Consider the following 12,883-nt stretch of genomic DNA (forward strand, 5'->3'; position numbering starts at 1 on the left):
GCCGGCATTCTAGCCGCAATGGGCGGGCGCCGCGCCGCTGACGCGGTTGCGGCCGTCGCGCTTGGCCTGGTACAGCTGCTTGTCGGCGCGGCCCAGCACTTCGTCGATGTCGGTTTCGTCGGCATGGCGCTCGGCGACGCCGATGCTGACGGTGTAGCCCAAGGATCCCGACACGGCGGACAGTCTGGCGGAGGAGGCCAGGCTGCGCAGGCGTTCGGCCACCTGGCGCGCGTCGTCCAGGCCGGTGTCCGGCAGCACGGCGGCGAACTCCTCGCCGCCCAGGCGGCCGCACAGATCGCTGGCGCGCAGCACTTCGCGGCAGACCTGGGAGAAGTGGCGTATCACTTCGTCGCCGACGGCGTGGCCGTAGTGGTCGTTGATGTCCTTGAAATGGTCCAGGTCCATCATCAGCACGCTCATCCGGCTGCCGTGGCGGCGGCTGCGCTCGATCTCCCGGTCGGCCAGCTCGATGAACTGGCGGCGGTTGTTCAGCTCGGTCAGTCCGTCCTGGGTGGCCAGCCGGTACAGTTGCTTTTCGTGGCCGTCCCGCTGCAGCGCGATGGCGATGATGCGGGTGATGCGCTGGGCCAGCGCCAGCTCTTCCTGGGACGGGCTGCGCGGCTCGCGGTAATAGGTGGCCAGCGTGCCAAGCAGCTGGCGGTCGCTGGAGAAGATCGGCATCGACCAGCAGGCGCGCAGGCCGAAGGGCTGCACCTTGTGCAGCGCGTGCGCCCACAGCGGGCTGGTCTGGATGTCGTCGACGACGATGGTGCGCTTCCAGTGCGCGGCGGTGCCGCAGGAGCCGACGCTGGGGCCGACCGCCACGCGTTCGGACAGCTTGCGGTAGGCCGGCGGCAGGCTGAGGCCGGCGGCGAAGCGCAGCGACTGGCCATCCTCCTCCAGCAGCAGCACGCTGCACATCGAGCCCGGCTGCTGCGACTCCATCATCTGGCAGATCTGTTCCAGCGTTTGCGGCAACGGATGGTTGCCGGCGATCATTTCCAGCACCTCGTTTTCCTCGGCCAGCAGCCGCTCGCCCTGGCGGGTGGCGGTGACGTCGCGGTCCACCGACAGGATGGATTTGAGCATGCCGGCCTTGTCGAACTCCGGGAACAGGCGGATTTCGAAGATGTGGCGCTGCTGGCCGTGCTGCAGCTCCAACTCGAAGCGGCGCGCCTCCCAGTTGTTGATCAACAGCTGGCATTCCTGTTCGAAGCGCGCGCTGGCCTCGTCCGACCAGCCCTTCTGGCGCGGCGTCTTGCCCAGGTGCTCCTCCAGCGGCAGATCGGAGAAGCGGCAGACGCTGCGGTTGATGAACAGGCAGCGCAGCTCCAGATCGTAGCGCGCGATGATGTCCTCGGCATTCTCCACCAGGGTGCGGAACTGCTGTTCGCGCTGCAGCATCGCCGCCTCGTCGTGCTTGCGCGCGGTGATCACGCGGCAGATCGCGGTCAACTGCTGCACCTTGCCGTTGCGCCAGGTGGGCTGCAGGTTCATCTCCAGCCATTCCCAGTGGCCGCTGTGGTGGCGGATGCGCATTTCGTAGCCGGTTTCCGGCGTGCCCGGCGGATGCAGCAGCAGGTTGGAGAACAGTTGGCGGTCTTCCGGGTGCAGCAGCATCAGCCAGCGGGCGCAGTTCATGCCGCGGGTGTGGGCGGGCAGGCCCAGCAGCCGTTGCAGGGTGTGGACGCTGCCGCGCACGTATTGCTGGGCCAGATCGAATTCCAGCAAGCCCAGGCAGGCATCCTGCAAGGTGGCGCGCGCCTTGCGCCGCTGGCCGCGGCCGTACAGCCACAGCGTGCCGCAGCCGAGCGCGGCCAGCCAGCCGGCCTGGCCCAGCAGCAACGCGTGCTGGTCCGCCGCCAGCGCGTATAGCGGGACGGACAGCAGCAGCGGCAGGCAGAACAGCGCGGAAACGGCCGACTGGCGGACAAGGGGACGGGGAATCAAACTGCGCTCCACGGCGACGGCGGTGAATCGAATCGGGAATTTTGACATCTGCGGCCCGACCGCCGCCGGATGAGTCCTCATTGCCGAGGTTTTGCGTCGTATTTATGCAACAAATACAGTATGCTTGGACGCAATGACGAACCCGCGCCCAGCGCGCGGACAAGGCGGCGACAGGCCCCTGGCATGGAGTGTGGCATGGAGTTTTTTCCGATATTTCTCAAGCTGCGGCATCAGCGCTGCCTGCTGGTGGGCGGCGGCGAGGTGGCCTTGCGCAAGGCGCGGCTGCTGCTGGCGGCCGGCGCGTCGCTGCAGGTGGTTGCACCCGAGCTGGCGCCGGAATTGGCTGACTTGGCCGAGCGCGGCGAGCTGGAGCACCTGCCCGGACGCTACGCGCCCGCGCTGCTGGACGGCATGCGGCTGGCGGTGGCGGCCACCGACGACGCCGAGGTGAACCGCGCGGTGGCGGCCGACGCCGAAGCGCGCGGCATCCTGGTGAACGTGGTGGACGACGCCGAGGCGTCGCGCTACATCAGCCCGGCCATCATAGACCGTTCGCCGCTGATGGTGGCGGTGGCCAGCGGCGGCAGCGTGCCGGTGCTGGCGCGCTCGATCCGCGCGCGGCTGGAAAGCCTGATCCCGGCGGGCTACGGCCGGCTGGCGCGCTTCGGTTCCTCTTTCCGCGACGCGGTGAAGGCGCGCTTCCCCGATGTCGATGCCCGCCGCCGTTTCTGGGAAACCGTGCTGGAAGGGCCGCTGGCCGACGCGGTGATGAACGGAGACGAGGCCGCGGCGCGCGCCGAGATGGAGAAGCGGATCGCCGCCGGCGGCGCCGACCGCGCCGGCGCGGTCTACCTGGTGGGCGCCGGCCCCGGCAACCCGGACTTGCTGACCTTCCGCGCGTTGCGGCTGATGCAGCAGGCCGACGTGGTGCTGTACGACAAGCTGGTGGCGCCGGAGTTGCTGGAGCTGGTGCGGCGCGACGCCGAGCGCGTCTACGTCGGCAAGGCGCGGGCCAACCACGCGCTGCCGCAGGACGACATCAACCAACTGCTGGTGGATCTGGCGCGGCAAGGCAAGCGGGTGCTCAGGCTCAAGGGCGGGGATCCGTTCACCTTCGGCCGCGGCGGCGAGGAGATCGCCACGCTGGCCGAGCACGGCATCGCCTTCGAGGTGGTGCCTGGCATCACTTCCGCCAGCGGCGCGGCCGCCTACGCCGGCATCCCGCTGACCCACCGCGACTACGCGCAGTCGGTGACCTTCGTCACCGGCCACAAGCAGGACGGCAGCATTGATCTCGACTGGCAGGCGCTGACCCGTCCGCAGCAGACGGTGGTGGTCTATATGGGCGTGTCCACCGCGGCCGAGCTGTGCCAGGCCTTCGTCGACAATGGCCGCGCGGCGTCCACGCCGGCGGCGGCGGTGGAGTGGGCCACCACCGAGCGACAGCGCACGGTATGCGGCACTTTGGCCGCGCTGCCCGGTCTGATGGCCTCGCACGGCATCGCGTCGCCGGCGCTGATCATCGTCGGGGAAGTGGTGGAATTGGCGGACAAGCTGTCCTGGTACCGCCGCAGCGAGAATTCAGCTGTTACAATTCAGGAAGATTGATTTCGCGGATGCGCGGCGCGCCGGCCGGTCTGGCGGACGCCGCGCGGTTCAAATCAAGCGGCTGGATTCATTCCGGCCCACCAATTCGAAGACTCGGGCATGGTAGGTGTTCTGATAATTGCACATGGGGACCTGGGGCGTAGCCTGGCCGATTGCGCCAAGCACATCCTGGGCCGAGAGCCGGACAATCTGGCTGTGATGGCGGTGGACAAGACCGAAGACCCGGAGCGCAAGCTGGCCGAGGCGCAGGGCCTGGTGGACAGGCTGGACGGCGGCGATGGCGTGGTGGTGTTGACCGACATGTACGGCGGCACCCCGTCCAACATCGCCAGCCGGCTGATACGGCCGGGCCGCGTCGAAGCGGTGGCCGGGGCCAGTCTGCCGATGCTGGTGCGCGCGCTGTGCTACAGCAGCCAGCCGCTGGAGATCGTCGTCAGCAAGGCGATCACCGGCGGTCTGGAAGGCGTGCTTTATATAATCCCGGGGGAAGGAAATGCTGCGATCTGAAGTCGAAATCATCAACAAGCTGGGCCTGCACGCGCGCGCTTCGAGCAAGTTCACCCAGCTGGCCAGCCGTTACAAAAGCGATATTTTCATTTCCCGCAACAACCGCCGCGTCAACGGCAAGAGCATCATGGGCGTGATGATGCTGGCGGCGGCCAAGGGCGCCAAGGTCGAACTGGAGATCAGCGGCGACGACGAACAGCAGGCACTGGAGGCGCTGACCGCGCTGATCAACAACCGCTTCGACGAAGCGGAGTAAGGCGCGGCGGGATGGAAGGCCGGATTTCCCCGGCTTTCAGGGAGCCCGCTTGAGGCTGCCGACCCGAATGCGCGGCTGTCCGGGACGTGGACAGCAAGCGGCGGTCAGGCGGCCCTCGGGGCGGAGACAGCGGCAGGCACAGCACAATAACACCCGCCTGCCAGGGAGGGGGAAATGAGCATCATCCTGCATGGGGTAGCCATTGGCGGCGGCATCGCCATCGGCCGAGCCCACCTGATTTCGCGCAGCATGGACGATGTTGCGCACTACCTGCTGGAAGACGACGAGATTCCCGCGGAGAAGACGCGTTTCGACGAGGCGGTGAAGGCCACGCGCAAGGAGCTGGAGATGCTGTGGGGCAGCATCCCGGAGAACGCGCCGGCGGAGCTGGGCGCCTTCCTGTCGCTGCACATCATGCTGCTGGGCGACGTCACCATTTCGCGCGAGCCGCGCGAAATCATCGAGAAGCAGCGCTGCAACGCCGAGTGGGCGCTGAAGCTGCAGTGCGACCACCTGGTCGAGCAGTTCGACGCGATCGAGGAGGACTACCTGCGCGAGCGCAAGAACGACGTGCTGCAGGTGATCGAGCGCATCTTCACCAATCTCGACGGCGATTCGCCGCAGCTGCCGGCGCCGGAGGACCTGGTCGAGGACCACATCCTGGTTGCCCACGACCTGTCGCCGGCCGACATGGTCTATTTCAAGGATTCCAATTTCGCCGCCTTCGTCACCGACGTCGGCGGCGCCACCTCGCATACCGCCATTCTGGGCCGCAGCCTGGACTTGCCGTCGGTGATCGCGCTGCACCACGCGCGCGAGCTGATCCGCGAGGACGAGATGATCATCGTCGACGGCGAGCAGGGCGTGGTGATCATCAATCCGGACGCGCTGGTGCTGGCCGAGTACCGCCGCCGGCTGCGCGCCTGGCGCGGCGCGCGGCGCAAGCTGTCGTCGATCCGCAAGTCCAACGCGGTGACGCGCGACGGCACGGTGATCGAGCTCCTGGCCAATATCGAGCGGCCGCAGGACGTGGAGGAGGTGCGCGAATCCGGCGTGGTGGGCATCGGCCTGTTCCGCAGCGAGTTCCTGTTCCTCGGCCGCGACACGCTGCCCACCGAGGACGAGCAGTACGAGGCCTATCGCCACGTGGCGACGGCGATGAAGGGCATGCCGGTCACCATCCGCACCATGGACCTGGGCGCCGACAAGAGCCCGAAATGGCTGAACCACTGCCAGGCGGAGAATCCGGCGCTGGGCCTGACCGGCATCCGGCTGTGCCTGGCCGAGCCGCTGATGTTCCGCGCCCAGCTGCGCGCGCTGCTGCGCGCCCAGCTGCGCGCGCTGCTGCGCGCCTCGGTGCACGGCCGGATACGGGTGCTGTTCCCGATGCTGAATTCGCTGCCCGAGCTGAGGCAGGCGATCGCGCAGTTCGAGTACGCGAAGGAAGAGCTGCGAGACGAGGGCATAGGCTACGCCGACGACGTCGAAGTGGGCGCGATGATAGAAATCCCGTCGGCGGCGCTGGTGGCCGGCAGCCTGGCCAAGCACGTGGACTTCCTGTCGATCGGCACCAACGACCTGATCCAGTACACGCTGGCGATCGACCGCAACGACGATACCGTCAGCCACTTGTACGACCCCATCCACCCGGCGGTGCTGAAGCTGATCCTGCACACCATCAAGACCGGGACCAAGGCCAACCTGCCGGTGTCGGTGTGCGGCGAGATGGCAGGCGACGCGCGGCTGACCCGGCTGCTGCTGGGCATGGGCCTGCGCAAGTTCTCCATGCACCCGGCCAACCTGCTGTCGGTCAAGCAGCGGGTGCTGACCAGCCATCTCGACGAGATCGCGCCCATCGCGACGCGCATGCTCAGATCGGAAGACCCTGATAAAATAGCCGATCTGTTGCAAATGCTGAATGCAGAGCCGGGCACCTAACCCGGCTTTTTAGTTTCCGGATTTCGAGAGGTCTCCCCGCATGACACGCTTGGCCATTGTCCGTCAGAAATACAACCCCGCTGGCGGTGCCGAGCGCTTTGTCAGCCGCGCGCTGGCTGCTTTGCGCGATAAGGGCGAACTGGAGGTGTCGTTGATCGCGCGCCGCTGGGAGCCTGTGGAGGGCGTCAAGGCTTATCAGGTTGATGGCCCTTATCTGGGCAATGTCTGGCGGGATTGGAGCTTTGCCCGGAAAGCCCGGCGGATATGGCTGCGGGAAGGGTTCGATCTTGTCCAGTCGCATGAACGCATACCGGGGTGTGATGTTTATCGGGCAGGAGATGGCGTTCATCGTCGTTGGCTGCAACTGAGGCGGCAGGGCATGTCGGCATGGGGCCGGTTTGTATTGTGGTGCAACCCCTACCATCATTATATCCAGCGGGCTGAGTCCGAGATGTTCCATCACCCCCGGTTGAAGCGGGTGATCTGCAACTCTCAGATGGTAAAACGCGAGATACAGCAATATTTCGGCCTGTCCGATCAGCAGATCGTCGTCATCTACAACGGGGTGGACTTGCAGTCCTTCCATCCAGGCCTTCGTTCCGAGCATAGGCAGGCGATGCGCAGCCAGTGGGGCGTGCCTGGCGATGCGCCGCTGCTGCTGTATGTCGGTTCCGGCTTCGAGCGCAAAGGCGTGGCGCGCGCCTTGAAGGCATTGCAGGCGAATCCAGGAGCGTGGCTGATGGTGGTGGGGGGTGACAAGCGGCTGGCTCGCTACCGCCGATTGGCTGACGAATTGGGCGTGGATGCCCGGGTGGTTTTTGCCGGCGCGCAAGGAGAGGTCAGGCCTTTTTATGGCATGGCGGATGCTTTCATTCTGCCTACATTGTATGACCCTTTCCCCAACGTTTGCGTCGAGGCGCTTGCCAGCGGCTTGCCGGTTCTGACAACGCGTCAGTGTGGCGCGGCGGAGTTCGTCAGACAGGGAGAAAACGGTTGGGTATGCGATGCGTTCGACGAGGAGGCGCTGGCCCGAAGCGTGGCTGAGTGGTTATCCGTTAGCCGGAACTGGCCGGTTCTGGCGGAGGCGGCTCGGCGCAGCGTGGAAGGGTTGAGCTTGGGGGCGATGGCGGAGCGGATGTTGAACTGTTACCGGGATTTGTTGTCGGTTAGCGCTGTTGCTTGAAGAAAGGTTCATGAGTTGATGTTGCTAAGTATCATCATGCCGGCGCATAACGCTGCAGCTTATCTGGAGCGGACACTGGCGTTGCTGGCACAGCAAATCGCCGGATTGGAGCAGGTGGAGGTGGTCGCGATTGATGATGCCTCTACCGATGAGACGGCCAAGATACTTGTGGAGTTTGCGCGGACCCATTCCTGGTTGAAGGCGATTTCGGTTGATTTCGCAAATGTAGGTTTGGCGCGCCAGGCCGGGATCGGCCTGGCGGGTGGACAATATGTGACCTTTCTTGACAGCGACGACGCCTTTTTATCTGGCGGTCTGGCCTGGATGGTGAATGTGCTGCGTCAGCGCGCGCCGGACTTGCTGATGACGCCGCTGCAGGAAACCGGTCAGCCGTTGGATGGGACGGAAGTTGCAGGATTGTTTCAAGATGTAGTGCCGTTGTCGACTCAGCAAGCCTGCGATTTGTTTTGCGAGCATCAGCGTTTGCAAGGGCACTTCGCCGGAAAGTGCGTGACGCGTCAGATTCTGCTGCAGCACGATCTTGCCGCCATGGAGTGTTACGAGGACATGATGACAACGCCCCACTGGATCGTTGAAGCGAAGTCTATCGTATGGGGCGAGGTGCCTGTCTATGCCTATTACAAGCGGCCGGGCAGTCTGTCCGATCGCGGTCAGACATGGCGCTATGGCAAGGAGTACATCAGGGCATTGCAGAGCATAGAGGCTGCGTTTGCAGGGCGCATCGCTGTCTGGCAGACCGCGCATTTGTGGATCGGCTTTGCCAAAGATCTGCTCAAAACGTCTACAGGACGACAGTTCCTGGATACACAGCCTGCGGTTGCTGAGAAAATTCAGTCCATTTCGGTATGGAAATATCTTGTGGCTACACAAGTTTCCTGCAAATGGAAAATACGCTTCCTGCGAGTGCGGCTGCGATTGTAACAGTCGGATTCTGACTGGTGTGAATGTAATAAGTGATGGTTCTGCAGAGTGGACACAAGGTATTCAATGACAAAGATTCTGGTGACCGGCGCCGCCGGTTTTATTGGTCGGGCAGTATGCGAGAAGCTGCTGGAGCGGCGAGATGTTCAGGTTGTCGGAATCGATAATCTGAATGACTACTACGCGGTCGAGCTCAAGCATGCCAGGCTGGCGACTCTGCAGGGACGGTCCAATTTCAGTTTTCATCGGCAGGACATCGCGGACTGGCCTGCGATGGAACGCTTGTTCTCGGCTGAAAAATTCGATTATGTCATTCATCTGGCAGCCCAGGCCGGGGTGCGTTATTCGCTGCAGAATCCCCATGCTTATGCGGAAAGCAATTTGTTGGGCTTTACCAATGTACTGGAGGCCTGCCGTCGCCATCCAGTCAAGCACTTGGTTTTTGCCGGATCATCCAGTGTTTACGGAAGCGGTTCGGCTGTGCCGTTTTCGGAGGATCAGCGAGCCGATCATCCGGTCAGCTTTTATGCTGCCACCAAACGCGCGAACGAGTTGATGGCCGCCAGCTATTCTCATTTGTATCGACTGCCTACGACCAGCTTGCGTTTCTTTACGGTCTATGGCCCATGGGGGCGGCCGGACATGGCTCCTTGGCTGTTTACCGATGCCATTCTGAACGGTCGGCCGATCAAGGTGTTCAATCACGGAAAGATGCAGCGTGACTTCACCTATATCGACGATATCGTTGAGGGGGTGGTGCGGGTGATGGAGCACGTTCCGTCCGGCGAGTTGCCGCATACGATTTTCAATATCGGCAATCACCAGCCGGTGGAGCTGATGACCTTCATCCAACTGACCGAGAAATATTGCGGCAGAGAGGCAATCAAGGAGTACCTGCCCATGCAGGATGGTGATGTGCCGATCACTTACGCCGAAACATCTCGTTTGAGAGATGCGGTGGGTTTCACGCCATCCACTTCGCTTGAGGTTGGTATGGCCCGTTTTGTCGAATGGTTCAGGAATTATCATGCGGTTTGATGGCGCAGCGGGGCTGGCGCAGAGGATGCCAATGCTGGGGCGCGTGGTTCAGGCCGCTCCATTGGCCTTGCTTTTGGGGTGTTGTCTAATCCTGACGCTTCCGGCATCCGGGCGTACGCTGTTTTACATCCTGTGCTCGTTGTCCCTGCTGTTTTTGCCGTTGGCCATGTTTCAACGCCTTGAGGCCAAGCCGAAGGCGCTGAACCTGTTGTTATCGTTTGCGCTGCTGATTTTCATTGGTTTTCGCGCCGCTTGGCTCTGGTATTTCCCCGCGCCTACTGATGCGGGCCTTTTCCCCGTGGCCTTCGCCTACCAGCTCTCAAATAAGATCTGGCTCAGCGCTTTGCCCTTGCTTCTATTTCCTCTGTGGAGTCCATTCCGGGAGCGTTTGTCTCCCGCAGGTGCGACGCTCGCCTTGGTATCGGCGTCGGCGCTGCTGTCCATGATTACTTTGAAAGCTTGGTATGATGCACATGGTGTCAGGGTCGGTTTGGGGAGTTTGTATGCTACCGGCGCTGCTTATCTCCTCAGTGCGATTCATTTTTTCGCCTTGCTGTTGTTCCATCCCTTTCGCCTTAAAAAGTGGCAATGGCTCGGCCTCTGCTTGCTGATTGCATTGCAGTTCATGTCCATCGTGGCAACAGGCACCCGCGCGGCGCTTCTGGTTTATCTGTTTGTGCTGGGTTGCGCACTCCTGTGGCGCTTTGGTTTGCATCAGAGCTGGCGCACCTATGCGATCGCTGCGTTGCTGTCAGTGGCGACGCTCTGGCTCAGCTGGGCGGCGGTGGGCAGTAGAGTCAAGCAGGCGCAAGCGGATCTGATCGCCTATAGCCAGGGCAATGCCGATACGTCTTTGGGCATTCGCTTTTCTCTTTGGGATGCCGGGGTGCATGCGGTAAGGGAACAACCATGGGGCCAAAGCATCCAGGCGCGAGATGTCTTGTTTCATCAGCTGGTGAAAGATGGCGCGCTCAATAAAGCCGCCCTGATCATGCGGGATGTCCATCTGCATAATGAATGGCTGGAGATTTTGTCGCTGCAAGGCTTGCCGGGCGCTTTGTCTTGGTTGATTTTCCTGCTGGGCTTCGGCGTCTACGGTTGGAAGAGGGGCGGTTTTTTCAGGCGATTCGCGCTGTTTTATATTGGATTCTGGCTGGTATTCGGTCTGAGTGACGTGCTGTTGCTGAGTCCGCAGATTGCAATGTTTGGCGCGATGTTTGCAGCTCTTGGCTTATACCTGGCGCCGATATTCGACGCCAGGGATGAGAGGAGGCTTTAGCTTACTGATTGACCAGCGCCAGATAACGTTCGACGACGGCGTCCTGAGCGAATGCGGCCAGTTGCTCCGGCCCGGCAAGCGGGCGCGAGGCCAGCACGCGTTTGATCGCATCGGCCAGCGCTTGGCCATTCAGCTCGCTCAGACCGATCGACAGCGGGCCGGTCAGGATTTCCGCCGGGCCTTCGGGGCAATTGGTGCTGGCCACCGGGGTGCCGCAGGCCAGCGCCTCGACCAGCACGTTGCCGAACCCTTCGTAGTCGGAGCTGAGCACCAGCGCGCGCGCGGCGCGCATGTAGGCGTATGGATTGTCCGTGAAGCCCGCGACGACCAGCCGATCCGCGACGCCCAGCCGCTCTGCCTGGACCTGGATTGCGGACAGTTCGGCCTGGCCGCCCTGGCCGAGCAGCGCCAGCTTGCCGGGATAGCCGCTCAGCTTGAATGCTTCCAGCAGCCGGTCGTGTCGTTTCTGGTGGTTGAAGCGCCCGACATGGAGGATGAAATCCTCCCCGTCCATCGGGCAGGGCTGGGCCGCGCGCCGGCGTATCCAGTCCAGGTCGAACGGATTGTAGATGGCCTCCATCCGCGCCGGTCGTATGCCGCAGTCCAGCACGTCCCGCTGCAGCGCCTGGCAGACCGTGATCAGTTTGCGGCCTGAGTAGGTGCGGACGAGCTGGCGTTTTTTCAGCCAGCGCCGGATGCCGCTTCGCTCCGCCAGTTGCCCGGCCTGGATCGCGCAATGCAGGCACAGCCAGGCTTGTTCCAGGTAGGGGCAGGCCGCCACGATCCTGTCGGTTTTGGGCAGGTTGGAAACGGCCAGGTCGATGCGGCGTCCTGCGAAGTGCCGGCGCAGCGCGCCGTCGAGCTGGCGGGCCCGGCGGCGGATTTCGGTCTGGCGGCGGAGCGGCCCGCGGTAGCGGTCTTCCACCAGCAGGTAGTCGACGCCGGCGGGTATCGCGTAGTCGAGGCTGGCCTGCAGCGAGGCGATCGTGACCTGATGGCCGCGGGCGGCCATCTCGCCGGCCAGCGTGATGACCACGCGCTCGGCGCCGCCCCCGGGCAGGCCGTCGATGATGAACAGAATGGTGTGGCGCATGCTTTATTCCTGAGCTGGGGAGGACAGCAGTTCGCGGCTGGCGCGCAGCGCCGCCTCCAGCGGGATGTTTTTCAGGTAGCGCTGGCGGGTCGAGGTGTCCACCTGATCCGGATCGATCAGTTCGCCATAGTCGGCGGCGTTCAGCAGCCGGTGGCGGGTCATCCAGGGATGCCACTCGTGGATCTTGCTGGGGCCGAAGAGGGCGACGGTGTCCTTGCCGAGTGCCGCGGCCATGTGCATGGGGACGGAGTCCACGCCGATGAACATCCTGGCGCCGTCTATGATGGCCGCCAGCTGGTTCAGGGTCAGCCGGCCGGCGACGGAGACGACGCGGTCGGAGCGGATTTTCCCCTGTATGGCGGCGACCATGTCCATCTCGGCCGGGTCGGGCGCGGCGGTGAGAACGATGGACCAGCCGTCGGATGCCAGCGCTTCCGCCAGCCCGGCGAATCTATCGTCCTCCCAGCATTTGAAGAACCAGCGGGAGGATGGGTGGATGACGATGTAGGGACCGCTGACGCCGGCTTCGCGGAGCAGCGCCGCCACCGCTTCCCGGTCGGATGCCTGGATCGGCAGCACGCAGCGCTGCTCGTCGGCAGTCGGCGTGATGCCTAGCGGCGATAGCGCCAGCAGGTTCTGGCTGACAGTGTGCAGGGTGTCGCTCGGCGCCAGCGGGGCTAGGGCCGTGAAGAAACGGTGCCACGGGCTCTTGCGGCGTTTCGGGTAGTCGAAGCCGATCGCGTGCCGGCGGGCCAGCAGCTTGGCGAAAAACGCCCCCTGCATCTGGTCGCTCAGGTGGATCACCGTCTGGTAGCGCCGCCGGCGCAGTGCCAGCAGCAGGCGCAGCTGCGAGACCAGCTTGCGCCAGCCGCGCAATGAGCGGTCAAGCGTCCATACGCGGGCGATGTCGGGGTTGTGTTGCAGCAGCGGGACGGTCTCCCGGTAGACCAGCATGTCGATCTCGCACTGCGGGAAGCGCGATTTCAGCGTCCGGGCCACCGGGGTGGTGAGCAGAATGTCGCCATGATGGCGCAGCTTGATCAGAAGGATGCGGTCGGGTGCTTCGGTCTGGGGCATAAGAGGGTGCGG

Annotated in this window: 11 protein-coding genes; 8 read left to right on the forward strand and 3 right to left on the reverse strand. The window is 63.7% G+C overall.

All coding sequences use genetic code 11. The features are described from left to right. Positions 1–9 precede the first annotated feature (9 nt). Entirely contained in the window at positions 10–1,998 is a 1,989-nt protein-coding gene (locus CV_RS03980) for a sensor domain-containing diguanylate cyclase (protein ID WP_052278759.1), read from the reverse strand. Between the two features lie 147 nt (positions 1,999–2,145). Here CV_RS03980 and cysG point away from each other — a divergent pair, with 147 nt between their 5' ends. The 8 genes from cysG to CV_RS04020 all read left to right on the forward strand — a co-directional run bounded on the left by cysG (position 2,146) and on the right by CV_RS04020 (position 10,701). Then, positions 2,146–3,558, forward strand: a complete 1,413-nt coding sequence (gene cysG / locus CV_RS03985) for a siroheme synthase CysG (RefSeq protein WP_011134368.1) — start codon at positions 2,146–2,148, stop codon at positions 3,556–3,558. A gap of 99 nt (positions 3,559–3,657) precedes the next feature. Next, entirely contained in the window at positions 3,658–4,065 is a 408-nt protein-coding gene (locus CV_RS03990) for a PTS sugar transporter subunit IIA (protein WP_011134369.1), read from the forward strand. Continuing rightward, positions 4,052–4,321 carry an HPr family phosphocarrier protein gene (locus CV_RS03995; protein ID WP_011134370.1) on the forward strand — a complete coding sequence of 90 codons (270 nt, stop codon included), beginning with the start codon at positions 4,052–4,054 and terminating at the stop codon, positions 4,319–4,321. Before CV_RS03990 ends, CV_RS03995 begins: the two co-directional genes overlap by 14 nt. A gap of 174 nt (positions 4,322–4,495) precedes the next feature. Further along, entirely contained in the window at positions 4,496–6,259 is a 1,764-nt protein-coding gene (ptsP, locus tag CV_RS04000) for a phosphoenolpyruvate--protein phosphotransferase (protein WP_011134371.1), read from the forward strand. Between the two features lie 40 nt (positions 6,260–6,299). Further along, positions 6,300–7,442 (forward strand): glycosyltransferase family 4 protein, encoded by a 1,143-nt coding sequence (locus tag CV_RS04005; RefSeq protein WP_011134372.1) that lies wholly within the window; start codon positions 6,300–6,302, stop codon positions 7,440–7,442. Positions 7,443–7,460: 18 nt separating this feature from the next. Then, entirely contained in the window at positions 7,461–8,384 is a 924-nt protein-coding gene (locus tag CV_RS04010) for a glycosyltransferase family A protein (RefSeq protein ID WP_011134373.1), read from the forward strand. A 66-nt stretch (positions 8,385–8,450) separates the two neighbouring features. After that, positions 8,451–9,422 (forward strand): NAD-dependent epimerase/dehydratase family protein, encoded by a 972-nt coding sequence (locus CV_RS04015; RefSeq protein ID WP_011134374.1) that lies wholly within the window; start codon positions 8,451–8,453, stop codon positions 9,420–9,422. Continuing rightward, complete coding sequence (locus CV_RS04020) at positions 9,412–10,701, forward strand: O-antigen ligase family protein (RefSeq protein WP_011134375.1); 1,290 nt, start codon at positions 9,412–9,414, stop codon at positions 10,699–10,701. Before CV_RS04015 ends, CV_RS04020 begins: the two co-directional genes overlap by 11 nt. A gap of 1 nt (position 10,702) precedes the next feature. On the opposite strand, the gene CV_RS04025 is transcribed toward CV_RS04020, so the two are convergent. Together CV_RS04025 and rfaQ are read right to left on the reverse strand one after the other, a co-directional pair. Further along, entirely contained in the window at positions 10,703–11,794 is a 1,092-nt protein-coding gene (locus tag CV_RS04025) for a glycosyltransferase (RefSeq protein ID WP_011134376.1), read from the reverse strand. A gap of 3 nt (positions 11,795–11,797) precedes the next feature. Further along, the gene (gene rfaQ / locus CV_RS04030) at positions 11,798–12,871 is read right to left on the reverse strand and encodes a putative lipopolysaccharide heptosyltransferase III (protein WP_011134377.1); all 1,074 of its coding nucleotides are present in this window, start codon (positions 12,869–12,871) and stop codon (positions 11,798–11,800) included. Between the last annotated feature and the right edge of the window lie 12 nt (positions 12,872–12,883).

Source organism: Chromobacterium violaceum ATCC 12472 (assembly GCF_000007705.1).
Taxonomy (GTDB): domain Bacteria; phylum Pseudomonadota; class Gammaproteobacteria; order Burkholderiales; family Chromobacteriaceae; genus Chromobacterium; species Chromobacterium violaceum.

Excerpts from the sequence above, each read along its gene's own strand:
- CV_RS04015 (WP_011134374.1), top strand. The coding sequence starts at position 8,451 with ATGACAAAGATTCTGGTGACCGGCGCCGCCGGTTTTATTGGTCGGGCA.
- CV_RS04010 (WP_011134373.1), top strand. The coding sequence starts at position 7,461 with ATGTTGCTAAGTATCATCATGCCGGCGCATAACGCTGCAGCTTATCTG.
- cysG (WP_011134368.1), top strand. The coding sequence starts at position 2,146 with ATGGAGTTTTTTCCGATATTTCTCAAGCTGCGGCATCAGCGCTGCCTG.
- CV_RS03995 (WP_011134370.1), top strand. The coding sequence starts at position 4,052 with ATGCTGCGATCTGAAGTCGAAATCATCAACAAGCTGGGCCTGCACGCG.
- CV_RS04020 (WP_011134375.1), top strand. The coding sequence starts at position 9,412 with ATGCGGTTTGATGGCGCAGCGGGGCTGGCGCAGAGGATGCCAATGCTG.
- CV_RS04005 (WP_011134372.1), top strand. The coding sequence starts at position 6,300 with ATGACACGCTTGGCCATTGTCCGTCAGAAATACAACCCCGCTGGCGGT.
- rfaQ (WP_011134377.1), bottom strand. The coding sequence starts at position 12,871 with ATGCCCCAGACCGAAGCACCCGACCGCATCCTTCTGATCAAGCTGCGC.
- ptsP (WP_011134371.1), top strand. The coding sequence starts at position 4,496 with ATGAGCATCATCCTGCATGGGGTAGCCATTGGCGGCGGCATCGCCATC.
- CV_RS03980 (WP_052278759.1), bottom strand. The coding sequence starts at position 1,998 with ATGTCAAAATTCCCGATTCGATTCACCGCCGTCGCCGTGGAGCGCAGT.
- CV_RS04025 (WP_011134376.1), bottom strand. The coding sequence starts at position 11,794 with ATGCGCCACACCATTCTGTTCATCATCGACGGCCTGCCCGGGGGCGGC.
- CV_RS03990 (WP_011134369.1), top strand. The coding sequence starts at position 3,658 with ATGGTAGGTGTTCTGATAATTGCACATGGGGACCTGGGGCGTAGCCTG.